Origin of the sequence: Corynebacterium lemuris, assembly GCF_024919295.1 — a bacterium.
Lineage (GTDB): Bacteria > Actinomycetota > Actinomycetes > Mycobacteriales > Mycobacteriaceae > Corynebacterium > Corynebacterium lemuris.
The window spans coordinates 39580-62025 of record NZ_JANWTC010000015.1; the positions used below are offsets into that span (position 1 = coordinate 39580).

Sequence of the window (22446 nt, forward strand, 5' to 3'; positions counted from 1 at the left end):
TCGCACGATCTGGCCGGTGGATGAGGTGCTGTCAGCGGGGCAGGTTGGCCTCGATGAGGGAGACCACCTCCGGATCCTGCGGTTCGGTCCGTGGCCGGATACGGGCGATGACCTCACCGTCGGGCGCGATGAGGAATTTCTCGAAGTTCCACTGCACATCCCCCGCCTCCCCGGCCGCATCCGCCACCTGCGTGAGCTGGCGGTAGAGCGGGTGCGCTCCCCCGCCGTTGACCTCCAGGCGGGACAGCAGAGGGAAGCTGACGCCGTAGTTCAGGGAGCAGAAGGAGGAGATCTCCTCATCGGTGCCCGGCTCCTGGCCGCCGAACTGGTTGCAGGGCGCACCGATGATGGTCAGGCCACGGTCGCCGTAGTCCCCGGCGAGCTGCTGGAGGCCGGCGTACTGCGGGGTCAGACCACACTCGGAGGCGGTGTTGACCAGCAGGATGAGGTCGCCCCCGGCGATCTCGCTGAGGGTCGAGGAGGTGGAGTCGTTGAGGGTCACGGGAGTGCTGAGAAGCGTCGTCATGCCCCCAGACTACGGCTCAGATCATGACGCGGTAGTCGCCCGGACCCGCGCCCGCTCCGATGGCGGCGACGGCGGCCCGCAGGAAGTCCGAGGAGACCTTCCGGTCCTCCAGATTGCGCCCCGAAACAGACAGGCGGATGGTGTTGCCGCGGGCGGCACCGCGTTCAGCGGCCCGGATGACGTTGCGCCGCCACCACTTGGCCGCACCGAAACCCTCGCCGACGGAGAGGTTGCGGCACTGCTGGAAGGAACCGTCGTTGAGGTTGTGCACGCCGCGGGTGCTGGCGGCGAGGGCGAAGTCGAATTCCGGAAGCACCTCGAGGGTGCCCGGCGACATCCGCCACCGCGGTGGGGCGAAGATGTCCATCTCGAAACCGATCCTGCGCATCTGCCGGGTCGCACCCGCCAGACGCAACCGGGCCTCGTGGGCGTCCAGGTTGGCGAATTCGGCGCGCCGGCCCTGCACCGCCTGGTCGAAGCCGTTGAGGATGAGCACCCGGCCCGCCTCCTGCTGGGCGAGCAGCCAGTCCCGGGTGCGGTGGTCCCGGGCGAGGTGCCAGTTGCCGTCGATGTGCGGGGCGACGAGCAGGGACACGGGGATGCCCTCCGCGTCGAGCGACTTCACCATGCCCGCCACCGCTCCCCTGGTGTCGGAGAAAATACTGGAGACTGAAACCAGGAGACGGCCACGCATAAGGGGAATTATCGCACGGCCCGCTCGCTCTGTCGCGGCGGAACGTCCACCGCCCCCGCCGTCCACAGGGTCCACGCGTACTCGAAGGCGGTCTGGCGCCAGCGCGCGTAACGGCCGGAGACACCTCCGTGTCCGGCGGACATCTCCGTCTTGAGCAGGAACTGCCCCCCGGTGGCGGTCTCGCGCAGCTTCGCGATCCACTTCGCCGGTTCCACATAGAGCACACGCGTGTCGTTGAGGGAGGTGATGGCGAGGATGTCCGGGTAGTTCACCGCCGCAACATTCTCGTAGGGGGCGTAGGAGGCCATGTAGTCGTAGACCGCCGGATCGTGGAAGGGGTCCCCCCATTCGTCCCATTCGGTGACGGTCAGCGGCAGCTCCGGTTTGAGCATGGAGGTCAGCGGATCCACGAAAGGCACGATGGCCTGGATCCCGGCGAAACGGTCGGGGGCCATGTTGGCGATCGCGCCCATGAGCATGCCACCGGCGGAACCCCCTTCGGCCACCATCCGGTCCGGGGCGGTCAACCCGCGGGAGATCAGCTCATCGGCGACGGCGATGAAGTCGGTGAAGGTGTTCTTCTTCTGCAGCAGCTTGCCGTTGTCGTACCAGGCACGCCCCATCTCCCCGCCACCACGGACATGCGCCACAGCAAAGATCATGCCGCGGTCCATCACGGAGAGCCGGGCGATGGAGAAACCCGGATCGATGCTGGACTCGTAGGAACCGTAGGCGTAGAGCACCGTCGGATTCGGCCTGCTGAGGTCCAGGTCGGCGCGGTGCACCACGGAGACCGGGATCTTCTCCCCGTCCTCGGCCGTGGCCCACAGGCGGTGGGCGGTGTAGTCCTCACGGTGGTAGCCGCCGAGCACCTCCTGCTCCTTGAGCAGGGTGAACTCCCCGGAGGTGATGCGGTAGTCGTAGAGGCGCGCGGGGGTGGTGAAGGAACCGTAGGAGATGCGGATGACGGGGGCGTCCCATTCCGGGTTGCCCAGGGAGCCAGCGGTGTAGAGCTCCTCATCGAAGTCGAGTTCCCGGAAGGTGCCGTAGCAGCCGGCCTGGGGCAGCTCCATGACGGCGAGGCGGCCGATGGCGCCGCGGCGGTAGGAGGCGACGATGTGGCCCTGGAAGGTGTCCACGCCTTCGATGCGGGTCTCCGGGTCATGCGGGATGAGCTCCTCGAGCTCCCGCAACGGCGGCAGCTCGGCGACGGGGCATTCCCCTACGGCGAAGTTGGGGCCGGTGGCGTTGTGGGTGATGATCCACCGGTCTTCCCCGCCGTCGAGTCCGGGGACGGCGGCGTGGTCGACGGAGTACTCGACGTTCTTCTCCCGCGGCCACAGGACCTCGAACTCACCCTCGGGGTTGTCCATCGGCAGGACGCGGGTCTCGGAGGTGATCTTGGACGCGGCCTCGATGATCAGGTACTTCTCGCTGCGGGTGGAGCCGACGCCGGTGAAGAACTGCTCGTCGTCCTCGCGGAAGACGCAGACGTCCTCGGCCGGGTCGGTGCCGATGCGGTGGCGCCACACGGTGTCGGGGCGCCAGGCCTCGTCGACACGCTGGTAGAACAGGTGCTCCTCCCCCGCCCAGGTCGCGCCGTAGTAGACGTTCTCCAGGACATCGGGCAGCAGTTCTCCGGTCTGCAGGTCCTTGACCTGGAGGGTGAAACGTTCGTCGCCGGTGGTGTCCACGGAATAGGCGAGGAAACGGCCTGAGGTGGTCACCGAGGAGGCGCCGAGGGAGAAGAATTCGTGGCCCTCGGCCAGTGCGTTGAGGTCGAGGATGATCTGCTCGCCCTCGGGGCGGCCCTCCTCGGGGATGACGGGCGGGGTCCACGGGTCATGGGCAGCGTCGACGGGGATGCGGCAGGAGTAGCCGTAGTCCTTGCCCTCCTCGGTTCGCCCGTAGTACCACCAGTCGCCGGCCCGCTGGGGGACGGACATGTCCGTCTCCTTGATGCGGGATTTGATCTCGGTGTAGATCTCCTCGGTGAGATCCCCGATGCCGGCGGTCTGCTGCTTGGTGTACGCGTTCTCCGCCTCGAGGTGGGCGATGGTTGCCGGGGAGTCCTTGTCCCGCATCCACTCGTAGTCGTCGAGGAAGGTGCGGCCGTGGAATTCACGGACGACCGGGTGGCGCGGGGCGATCGGGGGCTGCAGAGTCATGGCCCCGATCGTAGTCACCGGCTAAACGCAGTCCCCGACCCAGGTGGCGAACTTCCTGCCCGAAAGCCGCTCATAGGCCTCGATGTAGCGCTCGCGCGTGGCCTCCACCACGGAACCGGGCAGGACCGGCGGCGGGGTGGTGCCGTTGCTGTCCCAGCCGGATTTCGGGGAGGTGAGCCAGTTGCGCACGTACTGCTTGTCGAAGCTGGGCTGGACCTTCCCCTCCTCGTAGCTGTCGGCGGGCCAGTAGCGGGAGGAATCGGGGGTCAGCACCTCGTCGGCGAGCACCAGTGTCCCGTTCTCGTCGAGGCCGAACTCGAATTTGGTGTCGGCCAGGATGATGCCCCGGGACTCGGCGAGTGCGGCGGCCTCGGAGTAGATCCGCAGGGTGGCCTCGCGCAGCTCGTTGGCCCGGTCCTCACCGAGCTTTGCGACGACCGCCTCAAAGCTCACGTTCTCATCGTGGTCACCGAGTTCCGCCTTGGTGGCGGGGGTGAAGATCGGCTCGGGCAGCTTCGAGGACTCGACCAGGCCCTCCGGCAGGCGGATACCGCAGACGGTGCCGTCGGCCTGGTACTCCTTCAGCCCGGAGCCGGTGAGGTAGCCGCGTGCCACGCACTCGAAGGGCAGCATCCGCAGCTTCTTCACGATCAGGGCGCGGCCCAGCACCTCCTCCGGGATCCGGGGGTCATCCGCCGGTCCCGCAAGGTGGTTGGGGAAGTCGATGGCGTTGAAGAAGAACACGCTCATCGCGGTGAGCACCCGGCCCTTGTCCGGGATCTCCGGATCGAGGCTGTGGTCGTAGGCGGAGATGCGGTCGGAGACCACCATCAGCAGGGTGTGGTCATCCACTTCATAGATCTCACGCACCTTGCCCGCGGAGATGTGGTTGTATTCGGACAGCTCAGGACGCATGATCTGAAAGTGTAGACCCGCCGGTGGTGGTTGGGAAATAGGGAATCAGAGGATCTCGCCCGGCTGGTAACCGGCTGCCTGCGGGTGGGCGTCGACAAGCGACTGGACGCGCCGCAGCACGTGGTCGACCTGGGATTCCGCGGCGCCGATGAAGGCGTGACGGTCGGCGAGCGCAGCGTCGAGATCCTCCTTCGACATGGGCAGACGCTCGTCGGCTGCCAGACGCTCGATGAGGTCCTGGTCGCCGCCGTTCTCCCGCATGTTCAGGGCCACGGCGACAGCGTTCTCCTTGATCACCTCGTGCGCGGTCTCCCGGCCCACGCCCGCGCGGACGGCGGCCATGAGGATGCGGGTGGTGGCCAGGAAGGGCAGGTAGCGCTCCAGCTCCCGGTTGATCATCGCCGGGAAGGCACCGAACTCCGCGAGGACGGTGAGGAAGGTCTCGTACATCCCGTCGATGGCGAAGAAGGCGTCCGGCAGGGCCACGCGGCGGATGACGGAGCAGAACACATCGCCCTCGTTCCACTGCTGGCCGGCCAGATCGGCCACCATGGTCAGGTAGCCGCGCAGGATCACCTGCAGGCCGCCGACGCGCTCGCAGGAACGCGCGTTCATCTTGTGCGGCATCGCGGAGGAGCCGACCTGGCCCTCCTTGAAGCCCTCGGTGACGGTCTCGGTGCCGGCCATGAGGCGGATGGTGTGCGAGAGCGAGGAGGGGCCGGCGCCGAGCTGCACGAGGGCGGAGACGGCATCGAAGTCGAGGGAACGGGGGTAGACCTGGCCCACGGAATCGAAGATGCGGGCGAAGCCGAGGTGGTCGGCGATGGAACGCTCCAGGGCGGTCAACTTGTCCTGGTCACCCCCCATGAGGTCGAGCATGTCCTGGGAGGTGCCCATGGGGCCCTTGATGCCGCGCAGCGGGTAGCGCTCGAGCAGGTTCTCCAGCCGCTCGATGGCCACCAGCATCTCATCGGCGGCGGTGGCGAAGCGCTTGCCCAGGGTCGTGGCCTGTGCCGCGACGTTGTGGGAGCGGCCCGCCATGACCAGGGAGCGGTACTGTGCGGCGCGGTCGCCGATGCGGGCGACAACGGCGATCGACTTGTCGCGGATCAGCTCCAGGGAACGGTAGATCTGCAGCTGCTCGACGTTCTCGGTGAGATCACGCGAGGTCATCCCCTTGTGGATGTGCTCGTGGCCCGCCAGGGCGTTGAACTCCTCGATGCGTGCCTTGACGTCGTGGCGGGTGACCCGCTCACGGTCGGAGATGGAGGCCAGGTCCACCTGGCCGATGACGGCCTCGTAGGCCCCGATGGCCTCCGCCGGGATGTCGACGCCCAGGTCCTGCTGCGCCTTCATCACTGCGATCCAGAGCTGGCGCTCCAGGATGATCTTGTACTCCGCGCTCCACAGCTCAGTCAGCTCGGTGGAGGCGTAGCGGTTGGACAGGACGTTCGCGATCTTCTTCTTATCAGCCACAACAGTGATTATCGCATGTGCCGCTCAGGCGGGGGTCTTCACCGGCTCCAGTGCGGCGGCCGGCACCGTGGCGCGCGGGGGCCGCAGGGAGAAGGCGATGAGGCCACCGATGACCGCGACGACGGAGAAGAGCAGGAAAGGACCGCTGGTGGCGAAGCCCAGGCTGATGATCGCACCCGCCAGGGTCGGGCCGAGGATGCCACCCAGACGCCCCGCACCCAGCGCCCAGCCCACACCCGCGACCTTCGCGTCGGCCGGGTAAGCGGAGGCGGCCCAGCTGTTGATCAGCGTCTGGGTGCCCACCGCCCCGTAGCCGGCCACCGCGGCACAGGCCAGCAGGGCGGCATCGGTGGTGAGCTGGGTGAAGGCCGCCACCGCGACCGCACCGACGAGGAAGGAGACACCGACCACGGGACGGGAGCCGTGGCGGTCGGCGGCCCAGCCCGCCCCCACACCGCCGATGACGGCACCGAGGTTGAAGGCCAGGAGGAAACCGAGGGAGGAGACCACACCGTGGCCCGCCTCCCGCATCAGCGCCGGCAGCCAGGTGTTCGCCCCGTAGACGAAGAGCATGGCGCAGAAGGCCGCTGCCCAGAACAGCAGCGTGGCCACCTGCCAGCCGGGGCGGAACAGCAGCTGCACCCGCTGCCCGGCGGCCGCGGCCCCGTGGCCGCGGTCCAGCCACAGCAGCGCCGCGGGCAGGACCGTGACCAGCGGCAGGGCACCGACGAGGTAGACGGCGTGCCAGCCGAAGTTCGGGATGAGCACCATGCCGGCCAGGGCGGCAGCGACACCACCGAGGGGGAATCCCGACTGCATGATCACGTAGACCAGGTTGCGGTGGGCCGTAGGCGCGGCCTCCTGGGTGATCGTCGCCGCCAGCGGCAGCACCGCGCCCATGCCCAGGCCGGCGAGGAAACGCAGCACCATGAACCAGGTGGGACCCGGCGCGAAGGCACACGCCGTCATGAAGACGGAGAACCAGATCACGGCAGCCACGAAGACGCGGAAGCGGCTGAAGCGGGCGGACAGCGGTCCGGCCGTGATGGAACCGAGGAGCATGCCGACCAGCGGGGCGGAGCCGAGGAGACCCGCCTGGGTGGGGTTCAGGCCCCACTCTGTCCGCAGCTCACTGAGGGTGGTGCCGTAGGCGACCAGGTCGTAGGCGTCGAAGGCCACCGCGGTGCCGCAGATGGCGACGGTGGGCCACAGCCGTGAATGGGCAGTGCTCATGCGTCAACCTCCAGAAGTTTCAGTAGGGTGCCTGCGTCGGTGCGCAGGGCGTCGTGGTCCCCGGACAGGGTGGCCGGGGTGAAATCCGCGGTGGTGCGCTCGGCCCAGCCGGCCATACCTGCGGTGGTGGCGGCGGGGTCGGCGTCGCCGCAGACGGTGAGCAGGGGGATGTCGACCAGCCCGGCTGGCCCGCCCTGGGCGCCGAGGCGCAGGTCTGCCCGGGCCACGGTGTAGATGAGTGCGGACAGGCCGGGGTGGTCGAGGACCTCCGGGCGGGTGCCTCCGAGGCCGAGCAGCCAGTCGCGCAGCTCGGTGTCGGTGGCCCGATCCCCGTCGGGGGCCGGTGGTGCGGTGCCGGGCGGGGTGTGGTTCCGGGCGGAGAGCACCAGCCGCGCCGGGCGCAGGCCGCGTTCCTGCAGGGCGAGGGTGGTCTCGAAGGCGCAGGTGGCGCCAAGGCTGTGGCCGAGGAAGGTGGCCTGCGACAGGCGTGGGTCGGGGGCCAGGGCTGCGGCGATCTCCGCGATGAGTTGGGGGCGGGAGGTGGCGAAGGCTTCGCGGTGGCGGGATTCGCGGCCGGGGTACTGGACGGCGGTGACCGCCCGCCCGTCGGCGAGGAAGCGGAAGTAGCTGGCGCCGGCACCGGCCGGCGGGAAGCAGATCAGCGGGTGTTCTCCCCCGGCCAGTTCCACCAGGACGGGGGCGTTCATGCGAGCACCTCCCCGACCAGGCGCAGCTGCTGCGGTGCCACCAGCTGGGGGTGGGTGACGTCCAGGTGGTGGACCTGCAGTCCGCCGACGAAGGGCGCCCAGGCGGTCTCGTCCATGCGCTGGGGGTTGCGGTCAGCCTTGAGGAGCTCGACCTGCAGCGGTGTGGGCCGGGTGCGGTGGTTTTTCATCAGGGTGGCGTTGTGGCTGATGAGGCTGATCACCCGGCGCAGGTGTTTCTCGTCGAGCTGGGCGAAGGTGGAGCCGGAGTCGGCGAGGCGTGCGACCACCGCATCCAGGTCCAGCGCATCCTCTGGTGCGGCCTCCGCGCCGGCCATGGTGAGCACGCCCTCGAGCAGTTCCCGGTCGGAGGGGGCGGGCAGGCTGCGCCACAGTTCGGCGGGGTAGGCGTCGAGAAGCACCAACCGTCTGACCCGCGGCGCGTCCGTGAGTTCCGCGAGGGCGCAGGCCAGCTCCTGGGCGAGCACACCGCCGACGGACCAGCCGACGAGGTCGATCTCCCCGTCCTGCAACTCGGCACGGCGGGCCAGGAGAGCTGCGATGTCGGCGGCCTCGGCGGCCAGCGACTCTGCCGGCGGGGCATCATCTGTCAGCCCCGGCGACTGCACGGCCAGCAGGCCGCGCTGTTGATCGAGGAAGGGCAGCAGTCCGGCATAGGACCAGCCCAGGCCACCGGCCGGGTGCAGGCAGACGACCGGGACCCCGGCGCGGTGGGGACGCAGGCTGAGCAGCTGCCCGAAGCCGGCGGTGTGCAGCTGGTCCCCGTCGATGGCGGCGAGCAGTTCGCGGGGGCTGTGGCTGGCGAAGATGTCGGCGATGCTGACCTCCGCGCCCAGTTCGCGGCTGAGTTCCAGGGCCAGGCTCACCGCGGTCAGAGAGGTGCCGCCGGCGTCGAAGAAGCGGGTCTCCGGGCCGACGGGGGCACCGCCCAGCGCACGGGAGAAGTACGCACAGACCAGGGTCTCCCGCGGTCCGGTGGGTTCTCCGGTGCCCTGGGTGATCTCGGGTGCGGGCAACCGGGCGGCGTCTAGTTTGCCGTTGCGGGTCAGCGGCAGCTGCTCCAGCGTGACGACGGCCGTGGGCACCATCCACGCGGGCAGCAGCCGGGCGCAGCGCTCCCGGACGCTGTCACCGGTGGCGGTGCCGGTGATGTAGGTGACCAGGGCATCCGAGCCCGCGATCCCGCGCAGGACGGTCACCGCCCCGCTCACCCCGGCAGTGCCGGAGGCGGCGGCGGAGACCTCACCCAGGTCGAGGCGCTGACCGCGCAGTTTGACCTGGCTGTCGCGGCGGCCGTGGAAGAGGAGTTCGCCCTCCGGGGTCCAGGAGGCGAGGTCGCCGGAGTCGTATATCCGGCCGCCCGGGTGGAAGGGGTCGTCGAGAAATTTCTCGGCCGTCAGCTCCGGCTGGCCGAGGTAGCCCAGGCCGACCTGCACGCCGGCGAGCATGAGCCGGCCGGGGTAGCCGACGGGCAGGGGATGGTCTGCGTCGTCGAGAACGTAGAGGCGGGTGTTGGCCACGGGTGCACCGATGGGGGTGACCTCTTCGTCGAGTTCGCAGGCGTGTGCGGTGACGTCGATGGCGGCCTCGGCGGGGCCGTAGAGGTTGTCCAGGGCGACGTCGAGAAGCAGGCGGGTGCGGGTGGCCAGCGCCGGGTCGAGGGCCTCCCCGGAGGCGATGATCTGGCGCAGCTGCGGCAGGCGGGTGCCCAGGGCCTCGTGCGCGGTAACGAAAGCCGTCAGCGCGGAGGGCACGAAGTGGCAGACCTGCACGCCGGTGGCCGCCATCTGCCGGGCCAGCTCGACCGGGTCGAGGTGGGCGCCGGGGGTGGCCACGGTGACGGGGCAGCCGTGGGTGGCGGGCAGCAGCAGCTCCCAGACGGAGACGTCGAAGGAGATCGGTGTCTTCTGCATGAGGGTGGTGTCCGAGGTGATGCCCACGCGGCGGACCATCCAGTCGAGCCGGTTGACGATGGCACGCTGCCCCACCGCCACCGCTTTCGGTGTGCCGGTGGAACCGGAGGTGAACAGCACATAGGCCACATCCTCGGGTCCGGGTCCTCCGGGGCGGAAGTCCGCGGGTGCGGTGCCGACGATGACGTCGACGGTGTCCTCGGCCAGCTTCAGGGCGGGCAGGTCCACGGGCGGCTCATCGACGCCGTGGAGCACCGCCACCGCGCCCGCCTGCGCGAGCATCACCCGGCGGCGTTCCGCGGGCAGCTCAGGGGCGACGGGGGCGAAGGCGGCACCGGCGCGGACCACGGCGGCGACCGCGATCAACAGCGCCGGGCCGCGGTGCAGGTGCACGCCAACGACCTGTCCCGGACGGATACCCAGCCCGGTGACCAGGCTGGCGGCCAGGGAGTCGACCTGCCGGTCATACTCCGCCCTGCTTATCGACGCCCCGTCGAAGTGCAGCGCCGGGGCCGCGGGGTCAGTCTCCTGCCGGGCCAGTTCCACCAGCTCGGCCAGGGTGTCGGCCGGCAGGGGGCCGGTGGTGTCGTTGAAGCCCTCGGTGAGTTGCTGGTGTTCGGCGGCGGTGACCAGAGGCAGGGCGTCGAGAAGCTGTTCGGGGCCGCCGACGGTGGCGCGTGCCAGGAAGTCGGCGAGCCGGGCGGCGTGCGCCTCCAGCTCGGCGTCGCGGTAGCCGCCGGTGGCCAGCAGCTGGACCGTCAGTCCGCCGGTGGGCAGGGTCTGGAAGATGATCTCGACATCACCGATGGGGCCCACGGCGATGGACTGCAGGTTGGCGGTGGCCGCCCCGAAGCGGAAGCTCACCGAGAAGGGACGGATGTTGACGTCCGCACCCCACAGCCGGGCGGTGGGGTCGACGATGCCGTGGTCACGGCGGATCCATTCACTACGGTAGCGGCCGTGGGTCTTGACCTGCGTGATCGCTGCGGCGGTGAGCTGCACCTGTTCGGCCAGGCTCAACCCGCGCGGGCAGTGCACCCGCAGGGGTGCGACGTTGGCCTCGGGGGTCAGCGTCACTGCGGCACCCAGGGCGCGGTTGAGCATGGGGAAGCCCAGGGTCCACTCCTCCCGGCCGGTGAGACGGGCACCGTAGGCGGCGGTGAGCGCGGTGATCACGTCGGCCTCGCTGACCTTGAGCCCGCGGGCCAGTTCCCGCAGACCGCGGCGGACCTCCGGGGCGACCGGTGCCTCACCGTGGGCTCGGCCCGTGGTGCGGCGACGTCCCTCCGGGGCCAGGGTCGGCGGATTGACCGTCAGTTCCTGGGTCAGCCAGAACTCGCGGTCGGCGGCATTACCGGGAGCGACGGTGGGTTCCCCGAAGGGCGCGGGCACCGGCTCCTGCCGGTGGTAGCAGTCCGCGATCCAGCGCACCAGTGCATGGATGGCGAAGCCGTCACCGATGACGTGGTGGATCCGGGTCAGCCACAGCAGCTGCCCGTCCACCTCAATGAGGTGGTTGCCGGCCAGGGTCGTCCCGCGCAGGGGCCCGGTGATCTCGATCGCGGCCTGCGCCCAGGCCACCGGATCCGTGCCCGGGGCCAGGCGGACGATCTCGACCGTGTGCTCGTGGCCGTGGTGGACGCGGACAGGACGACCGTCGCCATCGAGGAGGTAGGCAGACTGGAAGGCCTCCAGCTGGTTGAAACAGTCGCGGATGGTCCCCGCCAGACGCTCCCGGTCGATGTCACCGGTGAAACGCAGCAGCTCCGCGCACTGGTACTGGCTGGAATCCGGCTCGGCGAGATGGCCGTAGAGGACCGCAGTCTGGCCGGGGGTCAGTGCAGTCATGGTCAGAGGCGCTCCGGGGTGAGGTGGTCCACCCACTCACCGAGGGTGGGCAGGGAGAACATCTCGTAGTAGTCGATCTCCACACCCTCGGCGCGCCAGTCCTCGATGAGGGTCATCAGGCGCAGGGAGTCGAGACCGTGGTCGGCGAGCACCGTGCCGCGGTCGAGCTGTTCGGGGGTGATTCCGGTGATCTCGGCGATGTCGGTGATGATGCGGTTGCTGTCCAGCATGTCGTGTCAGGTTTCCTTCCGGTTCAGTTGTTCTGGATCCAGGAGGCCAGCTGCAGGCGCAGGGCCTTGCGGCTGACCTTGCCCACCCCGGTTGCGGGGAAGGACTCGGCGAAGTCAATGCGGTCCGGGAGCTTGAACTCGGCCACGCCGCGCTCGCGCAGGAACTCCCGGATCCGGTCCCCGCTGAGGTCATGCCCGGCCTCCGCGGTGAGCAGGTAGGCGCAGGTCTGCTCACCGAGGTACTCGTCGGGGGCGCCGACGACCACGGCGTCGATGACCCCGGGGTGGGCGACCAGGTCGTTCTCGAGTTCCTCGGCGGAGATCTTCTCGCCGCCGCGGTTGATCTGATCCTTGACGCGGCCCTCGACGATGAGGTGACCGCCGGGCAGCTGGCGCACCACATCACCGGTGCAGTAGAAACCGTCGTCGGTGAAGCTCTCGGCGGCCACACCGTTGTGGTAACCGCGGATGGTGTACGGCCCGCGGGTGTAGAGCACGCCGCGCTCCCCCGGAGTGACCGGTTCGCCCTCGGGGGTGAGGATACGGATCTCATCATCCGGGGAGATCGGGCGGCCCTGGGTGGTTGCCACGGTCTCCTCGTCGTCCTCCGGGCGGGTGTAGTTGACCAGCCCCTCGGCCATGCCGAAGACCTGCTGGAGGCGGCAGCCCAGCTCCGGTGCGATGCGGCGGGCGGCCTCGGCGACGAATTTCGCGCCGCCGACCTGCAGTACCTGCCACGTGGACAGATCCGCGCTGATACGCGGGCGGGCCGCGAGCCAGCCCATCGCCAGTGGCGGGACGAGCGAGGTGATGGTGATCTGCTCCACCTCGATCAGGCGCATGCCTGTCGACGGCGTCGGGTCCGGGCACATCACGCAGGTGCCACCGGCCCAGAGCACACCGAGTACACCCGGCGAACTCATGGTGAAGTTATGGGAGATCGGCAGCACCACCAGCATGCGGGTTGCCGCGTCGAGCTCACAGATCTCCGCGGATTCCCGCACCGAGTAGAGATAGTCGGCGTGGGTGCGCGGGATGAGCTTCGGGATGCCGGTGGTGCCACCCGAGAGCTGCAGGAAGGCCAGGGACTCCGGATCCACCTCGACCGGGGCGACCGGTTCCGCCGTGTAGAGCTCCGCGATGCTGCGGTGCGCACCGGGCTCGGCGTCGGCGATCCAGATGACCGCCTCCGTGTCGAGCTCGTCGACCATGCCGCGGTAGTCGAAACCCGCATGGCGGCCGATGACGATGTAGCCCTTCGCCCCGGATTCGTTCAGGAAGTGCTGGATGTCGGCGCGCCGATGGGCGGGCAGGGTGAACAACGGGACCGCGCCGAGGCGGAAGATGGCATTGACGATGACCAGGTAGTCCACGATGTTGGGCAGCTGGACCACCACCACATCCCCGGCGACGATGCCGGCCGCGCGCAGGCCGCCGGCGGTGATGGCGGCACGCTCATCGAGTTCCAGGTAGCTGAGCCGGTGCTGCGCGCCGAGGTAGTCCGCGCCGACGACCGCCTCGTTATCCCCGAAACGTCGGGCGGCATCGGTGAGGAAACGGGCGAAGGTCTCGTCCGTCCAGTAACCGGCCTCGCGGTATCTGCGGGCGAACTCCTCCGGGAAATACCGAATCTCATCGGTCATGGATGATCTGTCTTCCTTCCTGGTCAACGCTGGCCCAGGCATTACCCTAGGCTGACCTAAGTTAGGCTAGCCTGCACTTGGCCGCGCATCGTTATCCGGGGGCCACAGGAGACAGCCGGGGGTGGGCAGGATCACCCATCCGCCCATGACAATGCGTGCGGACGGGGTGGGAAACCATGAAAAAATGACGCTGCGGCAGACCCCCGTTCAGGGGGTCCACCGCAGCGTCAGGGCAGTCCGGTAATTCAGCGGGCGGAGACGTACTCCCCCAGGCGGCGGCAGGCCTCCCGGGTCTCCTCCTCCGGAGCACACAGGCTCAGGCGCACCCATTTGTGGCCGTTGACCGGATCGAAGTCCACACCCGGTGCGAAAGCCACCCCGATCTCCTCGACGAGTTCGTGGCACCAGGCCTCCGAATCGTCGGTGACATGGGAGACATCGAGCCAGAGGTAGAGCCCGCCGTCCGGCTCCGCGAAGCGGGTGAAACCGATCCTGGGAAGCTCGCTGAGAAGCACCCGGCGCGCGGCCCGGTAGCGCTCCACATGGCCGTCGAGCTCGGCGCGCGCCGCCGGGGAGAAGGCCGCCCGGCCGGCGACCTGCGAGATCGCCGGGGCACAGAGCGCGAGTGAGGCCTGGAGATTCTCCACGGGGGTGATCAGCTCATCGGGCAGGATGAGCCAGCCGACGCGCCAGCCGGTCATGGAGAAGTACTTCGACAGGGTGCCCACCACGATGGCCCGGTCCGAGAACTGCCGCGCAGTGGCCAGCGGGCGGCCGAAGCTCATGCCGTGGTAGTCCTCGTCCGAGATGAGCACCGCCTCATTGTCCCCGCACCACTTCGCGATGCGTTCCAGCTCCGCCGGGTCGATGATCGTGCCCGAGGGGTTGCCCGGGGAGGTGACGATCACGGCCTTCGGTTTGTCGGCGGCGGGCAGGGCCTCGAGCATGTCCGCCGTCGGCTGGAAGCGGGTGCTCTCATCGCAGACCAGGTCCACGACCCGCGCCCCGAGGGATTCGAGGATGTTGCGGTAGGCCGGGTAGCCCGGGCACGACAGGGCGACCACGTCACCGTGGTCGAGGGTGGCCAGGAAGGCCGCCACAAAACCGCCGGAGGAACCGGTGGTGATGACGATGTTCTCGGCCGCGGTGTCCACGCCGTAGGTCTCCGAGTGCCAGGCCGCGATGGTCTCACGCAGCTCCCGGTCACCGATGACCTCCGTGTAACCCAGGGCGGAGGCGTGCAGCTCATCCCCGGCCGCGGCCAGCGCAGACGCGGGCGCGCCGGTGGCGGGTTGACCCGCGCACAGCATGATCGTGTCGCGTCCCTCCCGGCGCCGGCGGTGCACCAGGTCGAGCATCTGCATGACGCGGAAGGGCTGGACGTTACTGCGGCTGCTGGCGAGTGTCACAGCGAGATTTTCCCCTCCACAGCCGGCAGGGCGATGTCATTGCGGTAGAAGGAGCCCCCCAGCGTGATCTGCCCGATGGTGGCGTAGGCGTCATCGCGCGCCTCCTCCAGGGTGGCACCGACGCCGACGATGTTGAGCACGCGGCCACCGGCGGAGACCAGCTCCCCGGCCGCGTTGCGGGCGGTACCGGCATGCAGCACCTTCTCCGGGTCCGCCACCACGTCGCCGGTGATGACTCCCCCGGTGCGCGGGGCGGCCGGGTAGTCCTCGGCGGCCAGCACCACGGTCAGGGCGTAGGCATCCACCCACTTGAGCGGTGGCTGCTCGGCGAGGGTGCCGGAGGCGACGGAGTCCAGCAGCGTGGCCAGCGGGGTCTCCAGCAGCGCGAGGATCGGCTGGGTCTCCGGGTCACCGAAACGGGCGTTGAACTCCACCACCCACGGGCCGTCGGTGTCCCAGGCGATACCGGCGTAGAGCAGACCGGAATACGGGGTGCCGCGACGCACCATCTCCTTGGCGACGGGCACGCAGACCTCGTCGACGATGCGCCGGGTGCCCTCCTCCGGCAGCCACGGCAGCGGGGTGTAGGCGCCCATGCCGCCGGTGTTGGGGCCCTCGTCGTTGTCGTAGGCGCGCTTATGGTCCTGGGCCGGCAGCAGCGGGACCACCGTCTCGCCGTCGACCAGGCAGAACAGGGAGACCTCGGGGCCGTTGAGGAAGGACTCCAGCAGCACCGGGTTGCCCAGCTCGTGGACGGCACGGACGTGCTCGAGGGCGGCGGCCCGGTCAGGGGTGACCACGACCCCCTTGCCGCCGGCGAGACCGTCGTCCTTGACCACCCAGGTCGGACCGAACCGGTCCAGGGCGGCCTCGATCTCCACCTCCGGGGTGCCCGGCACCAGCTGCTCCGCGCGGGCGGTCTTCACACCTGCCTGTGCCATGACCTCCTTGGCGAACTTCTTCGAGCCCTCGATCTGGGCGGCCTCGCCCGAAGGACCGAAGACCCGGAAGCCCGCCTCCCGCAGGTCATCGGCCACGCCCGCCACCAGCGGGATCTCCGGGCCGATGACCACGAGGTCCGCCCCGATCTCACGGGCGAGGGCGACCATGGCGGCACCGTCATCGACCTTGCCCGCATCAGCGTGCACGGTGGCGAGGTCGGACATGCCGGCGTTACCCGGGGTGACATGGAGGTCAGTGGTGGCGGGGTCGGCGGCCAGGCCCTTGAGGAGGGCGTGTTCGCGGCCGCCCGAACCGATCACGAGAATGCGCATGACCACCAAGTCTAGATGTAGCCTGTCTGGCATGAGTAGCGTGTTCACCAAGATCATCAACGGCCAGCTCCCGGGCCGCTTCGTCTACCGCGACGATCTGGTCGTCGCCTTCCTCACCATCGAGCCCCTGCGGTACGGTCACGTGCTCGTCGTCCCCGTCGAGGAGACCGACCGGTGGACCGACCTCTCCCCCACCGTCTGGGGCCACCTCAACGAGGTCGCGCAGAATATCGGCCGCGCTGTAAAGGAGGCCTTCGGTTCCTCCCGCGCGGGCTACATCATCGCCGGTTTCGACGTGCCCCACACCCACATCCACATCTTCCCCACGGACCGGATGGGCGAGTACGACTTCTCTAAGGCGATCGCCGCCGACGCCACCGACCCCGTGGAGATGGATGGTGCCGCCGAGAAGATCCGCGCCATCCTCGAGACCGACGAGAACGGCAACCCGCGCTAGATGTCCCTGCTGCGTTGGGTCCCCCACCGCGGCACCCTGCCTGCCCTGCCCCCGCTGGAGCAGGTCGAGGGCACCCCGGTGATGCTGCTGCACGGGCTGATGGGTTCGCCCGGCAACTTCGAGAGCACCGTCCACGGACTGCTCGACCTCGGGGCGCCGGTGGTGGCCCCGCTCTACGGACGGCGCGGCACCGTGCGCATCGAGCAGTCCTTCGCCGAACTCATGGAGGTCACCGGCGAGCTGCTGGCGGAGCGGGAGCGCATCGACATCATCGGCCACTCCCTCGGCGGCCTCCTGGGACTGCGCCTGGCCCAGGAGTTCCCCGGCCGGGTGCGCACCCTCGTCGGCCTCGGCGCCGCCTTCCGGGGCCTGCCGCTGCCCCCGAACCCGGTGGTGCGCCGCGGCGTGAGCATCGTCATGGGCCGCGGCGCAGGCGACCTGATGACCCCTGAGCCTTTCGAGGCTGTCGTGCCGGAGGGTACCCGGGTGGTCTCCCTGATCTCCGACACCGACTGGTTCGTCCCCACCGCCTCCTCCGAGATCGGCGAGGTCCGCCGACTCCGCGGCACCCGCCACGAACACCTCCCCGGACTTGCCGGGGACATCATCACCGCCCTGGAGTGGAAGCCTTGACCGGGCACACCGCCGATGTCGACGGCACGGAGTACAGCTTCGTGTGGCCGCTCGACCAGACGCTTCTCGACGCCCTGATAGCCGAGGCCATCCCCGCCTACTACTCCTGCATGGAGGGCCACTGCGGCACCTGCCAGTGCACGCTGACCGGCGGCCCCTCCCACATGCTCCACAACGAGGTGCTGTCGGAATACGAGATAGAGCAGGAGAACCAGACCCTGGCCTGCCAGACCATCCGCGACGGTGAGGGCCCCTACCGGATGAGCTACGAATAGGTCGCAGCAACCGACCGCCCGGTGCACCCCCGCGGCCTATGGTTGAGTTCATGAATCTGACCCCCCGACTCCATGAGAACCCCGAACTGACCGAAGGTGAGGCGCGCCCCACGATCCTGCCCGCCTACTTCGGGAAGTTCGGCGGCCAGTTCGTCCCGCCCCAGCTGCTGCCTGTCCTCGACGAGCTGGAGGCTGCCTACGCTGCGGCATTACAGGACCCGGAGTTCATCGCGGAGCTGCACAAGCTCTACACCTCCTACCTCGGCCGTCCCACCCCGGTCACCGAGTGCGTGAACCTGCCGCGGGAGGGCAAGGGACGGGGTCACGCCCGGATCTTCCTCAAGCGCGAGGATCTCGTCCACGGTGGTGCGCACAAGGGCAACCAGGTCATGGCGCAGGCGCTGCTGGCCAAGCGCCTGGGCAAGAAGCGACTGATCGCCGAGACCGGTGCCGGCCAGCACGGCACCGCCACGGCGATGGCTGCGGCCCGTTTCGGCATGGAGTGCACCATCTACATGGGCGCGCGTGACGTCGCCAGGCAGCAGGCCAACGTCTACCGCATGCGCCTGATGGGCGCCGAGGTCGTCGCGGTGGACGAGGGCGGCGGCAACGGTCTGCAGAACGCCGTGGATGTGGCCCTGACGGACTGGGTGGACTCCTACGAGACCACCCACTACCTGCTGGGCACGGCCGCCGGCCCGCACCCCTTCCCCAGCCTGGTCAAGGAGTACCACCGGGTCATCTCCAAGGAGTCGCGTGAGCAGATGCTCGCCGAGGTCGGCCGACTCCCCGACGCCGTCATCGCCGCTGTCGGCGGCGGCTCCAACGCCATCGGCGCCTTCGCGGAGTACTACGGGGACACCGATGTGCAGCTCATCGGCGTGGAACCGGCCGGTGACGGCCTGGACACAGAGAAGCACGGCGCCCCGCTCAACCGCGGCCGGGTGGGTATCCTCCACGGTTCGCGCTCCTACGTCATGCTCGGCGAGGAGGACGATGACGTGCTCAACTCCCACTCCATCTCCGCAGGACTGGACTACCCCGGTGTGGGTCCGGAACACGCCTGGCTGCTGGAGACCGGACGGGCCTCCTACGTCGGGGTCCCCGATAAGGAGGCACTCCAGGCCTTCCGCATGCTCACCCGCTATGAGGGCATCATCCCCGCACTTGAGTCCTCCCATGCCCTGGCGCATGCGCTGCGTCTGGCCGAGCTCGACGAGGCTGAGGGCAGTCGGGACCGTGTCTACCTGGTCAACCTCTCCGGCCGCGGGGACAAGGACCTGTCCTATGTGCGCCACCTCCTGGGTGAGCACGCTGACGAGGACCCGGAGACCCACGACATCGACGACCTGGATGTCGCCGGCACCATCGCACGGCTTGGCGGGGCATCTGACTAGCCCGTCCGCGGGACATGAAGTAGGTCTCGTGCGTTAGCTCCGGACATATATCTCCCAGGTGACCCGCCCACCACGGGCCGGTTCACCCGGGAGATACGTGTCGGGACCTAACGGACCGGACCTAACCGTCGAGACCTAACCCAACGCACCCCTCAGGCCGGGCGCGGCAGCCGCACCGTGAAGGTGCTGCCCTCCCCCTCAGCGGTATCGACGGTGATGGTGCCGCCGTGTTTCTCCACTAGGGACTTCACGATGGCCAGGCCCAGGCCGGAGCCGCCGGAGGCCCGCGACCGGGAGGCGTCCTCCCGGTAGAAACGTTCGAAGATGTGGCTGGCGGCCTCGGCAGACATGCCGCGGCCGTCGTCGGCGACGGTGAGAACCACGTCGTCGTCCTGCAGTCCCAGCGTCACCGTGACGGCAGCATCCGGGCCGCCGTGGGTCAGCCCGTTGGAGATGAGGTTGAGCAGCACCTGGTGCAGGCGGGAAGCATCCCCCTCGACCACCGGCACCGAGGAGGTCTCGTTGCTCACGGTCACCTCCCGGCCGGGGAAGGCCGCCCGGGCGGAGGCGGCCACCGACAGGGACAGTTCCAGCAGGTCAACGGGTTTGAGTTCCAGGCGGGAGCCCTCGGCCCGGGTGAGGGCGAGGAGGTCCTCGACGAGCAGGGACATGCGGCGGGATTCGCCGTCGATACGCGTGAGGACCATCTCGACGTCGGTGGTGGCGCCGGAGCGGTAGAGCTCGGTGTAGCCGCGGACGGAGGTCAGCGGGGTGCGCAGCTCGTGGGAGGCGTCGCCGACGAAGCGGCGCATCTGCTCCTCCTTGCTCTGGGCCGTCTCGACTGATTCCTGAAGTTGGCCGATCATGGTGTTCAGCGCGTGGGAGAGTTGGCCGACTTCGGTGGTGCGGGGCCAGGCGGGGACACGGCGGTCCAGGTCCCCGGCGGCGATCTCACCGGCGGTGCGTTCCACCTCGCGCAGCGGGGCCATGGCCTGGCGGACGACGTAGTAGCTGAGCAGGGCGAGCACCGCCAGGACGATGAGGCTGATGATCACCTGGACCAGCGCCAACCCGTAGAGCAGGGCCTGTTCCCGGGCGAGGTTCTTCGCCACGACGGTGGTGACCCCGCCCTCGCGGTTGGCGATCACGCGCCACCGGATGTTGGATTCACTGCCCGGCGCGGAATCGACGGTCTGGGGTGGGCGCCCCACCGCCACGTTGGATAACCGCGGCAGGTCACCGGGGTCATTGAAGACAATGGTGGAGCCGTCCTCGAAAATCTTGATCACCACGTAGTCCGAGGGCGGCCGGGAGTCGCTGTCGGACTTGAAGATCTCCGAGCTCTTCGCCCAGCCGCCGAGGGAGTTGATCAGGTCCTCGTCGACACGCGAGTAGGTGACCTCCCGCATGATCGAGAACACCGCCACGGAACTCGCCGTGAGGCCGAGGCCGGACATCACCACGATGATGACCACGAGCCATGTCCGCAGGGGCCACGCGCGCTCGGGGACGCGCGGGGCCGGCGGCGGGTGGAGGGTGTCCCGCGGATCAAGCTTGGCGTAGGGGTTGTCCACCGGCGGTGTGTCCGGTCCGGGGTTCGGCGAGGCAGGGTAGGGAGGGAGCGTCACTGGCGGGGTGTCCGGAGCACGTATCCGACGCCACGGACCGTGTGGATCAGGGGCACATCCCCGGTGTCGATCTTGCGGCGCAGGTAGGAGATGTAGGACTCGACGACGTTGCCGTCGCCTCCGAAATCGTAGTGCCAGACGTTGTCCAGGATCTTCGATTTGCTGAGCACGACCTCGGCGTTGAGCATGAGGTAGCGCAGAAGGTTGAATTCGGTGGGCGAGAGCTCGACGATCCGGCCGGCCTTGGTCACCTCGTGGGTTTCGTCGTTGAGGGTGAGGTCGGCGTAGGAGATGGTCGCGTCCTCGGGGTCCTGTTCCCTGATGTTGCCGCGGCGCAGGATCACCCGCAGTCGGGTGATCACCTCCTCGAGGGAGAAGGGTTTGGTCACGTAGTCGTCGGCGCCGATGGTCAGTCCGTGGATGCGGTGTTCGACGGCGTCCTTGGCGGTCAGGTAGAGCACCGGGCCGTCGAGACCTTCGTTGCGCAGTTTGGTCAGCAGCTCGAAGCCGTCCATGCCGGGCATCATCACGTCGAGGATGTAGGCGTCAGGGTTGAATTCCCGGGCCACGCGCAGTGCCTCGGTGCCGGAGCTGGCGGTGCGGACGTCGAATCCCTGGAATTTCAGGCTGACGGTGAGCAGTTCGACGATGTTGGGTTCATCGTCGACGACGAGGACCTTGACGTCATTCTGGTCTGCCTGGGTGTCATTCATGTCTTCCATTGTCCATCACTTTCCCTGTAGATGCCCTTGAGTCAACCCGCCTGCTCTTCGGCCGCGCTGAACGAAGTCTGAAAGTTTCCTGGACAAGGGCATCCGCCGGGTGCTAACGCCACTGCACGTCGCTCAGATCGATACCCTCCTTCTGCGCCCGGGTCTCGATGAGGCTGAGCAGATATTCCGCGTGCCCCTGGTAGGTGGCGTTGAAGCGCTGGTCCTGGGTGTACATGCGTGCGAGCAGGATCTGCTTCTCGCGTGAGATATCGTAGAAGCGGCCGATGGTCGCCCGGTGCTTATCGACGATCCCGTCCGCCTCCTCACTTCCCGGTTCCACGCCGCGGGCAGCGGCGTCGGCGAGCAGGGCGATGAACTCATCCTGCTCCTGCTTCACCGCGAGCCAGTCCTCGTCGCTGAGGTTGGCGGCCACCGCCTGGGACTGCGCCCATTCCGGGGTGTCACCCCAGCGCTGCTGCGCCTCTTCCTGGTACTCCGGTTTCCACTGGTCGCCGAAGATCTTCATGCGGTCCTCCACGGACATGGTCTCCTCCTTGAGAATGTCATCGACTGCCCGGACCATCCGGTGCAGGTGACCGATGCGTTCCACCAGTACCTCGCGCTGATGCAGCAGGGCGTCACGGGCGGAAGCGGGCTCGTCGAGCAGCTCGGCGATCTCCTTGAGTGGGAGCCCGGCCTCGCGGTAGACGAGGATCTGCAGGGCCCGGCCCAGGTCGGTTGGCGTGTAGAGACGGTGGTCGGCCCAGGTCCGCCAGCCCGGCACGAGGAGGCCGATGTGGTCCCAGTGCCGCAGCGTGCGGGTGGTCACCTTCAGGATGTCGGCGGCCTCGCCGATGGTGTAGTCGGTCACGTGTCCCAGTGTGCTGGTTGACGCCGCGTCAAGCGCAAGGGGCAGTTCCGCGGAGCGAAGATCGTACAGATCGTACAGCGGGTGAAAGATCGTACAGATCGTACAGGAGGGAACATGACTGCTACCGCGGGTGCCAACCCGTTCCGCCCGAGCTTTGGCACCACCCCGACCGTGGTTACGGGGCCTCAGCCCAGAGCTGTGGGCGCGCGCAGCGGGAAGGGCAGAGAAACAACACCATAACCGTGAGGTTGTGGTGTTGTTTCTTCTTGCAGGTGCACCGGATTATCGAGTCCGGTGCACCAGAGAACTAGTCTTCCTTGTCCAGGGCGAAGCTGTAGTTGACGACGTTGTAACCGGTCTCCGGATCGTTCTGCGGATCCAGCAGCAGCTCCGGCTTCACGGCGGTGGCGACATCGTT

General features: G+C 68.7%; 19 protein-coding genes and 1 pseudogene. 4 read left to right on the top strand and 16 right to left on the bottom strand.

Translation table 11 applies throughout. From position 1 onward, the window contains the following. Positions 1-31: 31 nt before the first annotated feature. From NYP18_RS13495 to purD, 12 genes are all read right to left on the bottom strand, one after another. Positions 32-526 carry a glutathione peroxidase gene (locus NYP18_RS13495; protein ID WP_259428716.1) on the bottom strand — a complete coding sequence of 165 codons (495 nt, stop codon included), beginning with the start codon at positions 524-526 and terminating at the stop codon, positions 32-34. 16 nt (positions 527-542) lie between these two features. Beyond that, positions 543-1220 (bottom strand): DUF2334 domain-containing protein, encoded by a 678-nt coding sequence (locus NYP18_RS13500; RefSeq protein WP_259428717.1) that lies wholly within the window; start codon positions 1218-1220, stop codon positions 543-545. An 8-nt stretch (positions 1221-1228) separates the two neighbouring features. After that, on the bottom strand, positions 1229-3388 hold the full coding sequence (locus NYP18_RS13505) for a S9 family peptidase (RefSeq protein WP_259428718.1): 2160 nt from the start codon (positions 3386-3388) through the stop codon (positions 1229-1231). A 21-nt stretch (positions 3389-3409) separates the two neighbouring features. Then, positions 3410-4303, bottom strand: coding sequence for a phosphoribosylaminoimidazolesuccinocarboxamide synthase (locus NYP18_RS13510; protein WP_259428719.1), 894 nt, complete (start codon positions 4301-4303; stop codon positions 3410-3412). Between the two features lie 45 nt (positions 4304-4348). Then, a complete protein-coding gene (gene purB, locus NYP18_RS13515; protein WP_259428733.1) occupies positions 4349-5788 on the bottom strand; it encodes an adenylosuccinate lyase in 1440 nt (479 codons plus the stop codon). A 15-nt stretch (positions 5789-5803) separates the two neighbouring features. Continuing rightward, positions 5804-7012 carry an MFS transporter gene (locus NYP18_RS13520; RefSeq protein ID WP_259428720.1) on the bottom strand — a complete coding sequence of 403 codons (1209 nt, stop codon included), beginning with the start codon at positions 7010-7012 and terminating at the stop codon, positions 5804-5806. After that, positions 7009-7719, bottom strand: coding sequence for a thioesterase II family protein (locus NYP18_RS13525; RefSeq protein ID WP_259428721.1), 711 nt, complete (start codon positions 7717-7719; stop codon positions 7009-7011). Before NYP18_RS13525 ends, NYP18_RS13520 begins: the two co-directional genes overlap by 4 nt. Continuing rightward, complete coding sequence (locus NYP18_RS13530; RefSeq protein ID WP_259428722.1) at positions 7716-11498, bottom strand: non-ribosomal peptide synthetase; 3783 nt, start codon at positions 11496-11498, stop codon at positions 7716-7718. Before NYP18_RS13530 ends, NYP18_RS13525 begins: the two co-directional genes overlap by 4 nt. Before the next feature lie 2 nt (positions 11499-11500). Beyond that, on the bottom strand, positions 11501-11728 hold the full coding sequence (locus tag NYP18_RS13535; RefSeq protein ID WP_259428723.1) for a phosphopantetheine-binding protein: 228 nt from the start codon (positions 11726-11728) through the stop codon (positions 11501-11503). 23 nt (positions 11729-11751) lie between these two features. Next, entirely contained in the window at positions 11752-13371 is a 1620-nt protein-coding gene (locus NYP18_RS13540) for a (2,3-dihydroxybenzoyl)adenylate synthase (RefSeq protein WP_259428724.1), read from the bottom strand. Positions 13372-13616: 245 nt separating this feature from the next. After that, positions 13617-14735, bottom strand: coding sequence for a pyridoxal phosphate-dependent aminotransferase (locus NYP18_RS13545; RefSeq protein ID WP_259428734.1), 1119 nt, complete (start codon positions 14733-14735; stop codon positions 13617-13619). 41 nt (positions 14736-14776) lie between these two features. Then, entirely contained in the window at positions 14777-16054 is a 1278-nt protein-coding gene (purD, locus tag NYP18_RS13550; RefSeq protein WP_259428725.1) for a phosphoribosylamine--glycine ligase, read from the bottom strand. A gap of 31 nt (positions 16055-16085) precedes the next feature. On the opposite strand from purD, the gene NYP18_RS13555 reads away from it, so the two are divergent. From NYP18_RS13555 to trpB, 4 genes are read left to right on the top strand one after another with little or no spacing between them, the layout of a single operon-like run. Further along, complete coding sequence (locus NYP18_RS13555) at positions 16086-16511, top strand: HIT family protein (RefSeq protein ID WP_259428726.1); 426 nt, start codon at positions 16086-16088, stop codon at positions 16509-16511. Then, positions 16512-17144: an esterase/lipase family protein gene (locus NYP18_RS13560; RefSeq protein WP_259428727.1), complete on the top strand. Its 633-nt coding sequence runs from the start codon at positions 16512-16514 to the stop codon at positions 17142-17144. Continuing rightward, positions 17141-17419 (top strand): 2Fe-2S iron-sulfur cluster-binding protein, encoded by a 279-nt coding sequence (locus NYP18_RS13565; RefSeq protein WP_259428728.1) that lies wholly within the window; start codon positions 17141-17143, stop codon positions 17417-17419. Before NYP18_RS13560 ends, NYP18_RS13565 begins: the two co-directional genes overlap by 4 nt. A 50-nt stretch (positions 17420-17469) precedes the next feature. Continuing rightward, the gene (gene trpB / locus NYP18_RS13570) at positions 17470-18816 is read left to right on the top strand and encodes a tryptophan synthase subunit beta (RefSeq protein ID WP_259428729.1); all 1347 of its coding nucleotides are present in this window, start codon (positions 17470-17472) and stop codon (positions 18814-18816) included. 152 nt (positions 18817-18968) lie between these two features. Here the strand turns inward: trpB and NYP18_RS13575 are convergent, their stop codons facing one another. From NYP18_RS13575 to NYP18_RS13590, 4 genes and pseudogenes are all read right to left on the bottom strand, one after another. Further along, complete coding sequence (locus NYP18_RS13575; protein ID WP_369415257.1) at positions 18969-20390, bottom strand: sensor histidine kinase; 1422 nt, start codon at positions 20388-20390, stop codon at positions 18969-18971. 50 nt (positions 20391-20440) lie between these two features. Continuing rightward, positions 20441-21166 carry a response regulator transcription factor gene (locus NYP18_RS13580; RefSeq protein WP_259428730.1) on the bottom strand — a complete coding sequence of 242 codons (726 nt, stop codon included), beginning with the start codon at positions 21164-21166 and terminating at the stop codon, positions 20441-20443. Between the two features lie 103 nt (positions 21167-21269). After that, a complete protein-coding gene (locus NYP18_RS13585) occupies positions 21270-22028 on the bottom strand; it encodes a MerR family transcriptional regulator (protein ID WP_259428731.1) in 759 nt (252 codons plus the stop codon). A 307-nt stretch (positions 22029-22335) separates the two neighbouring features. Continuing rightward, positions 22336-22446: pseudogene (locus tag NYP18_RS13590) on the bottom strand (catechol 1,2-dioxygenase); the annotation flags it as partial.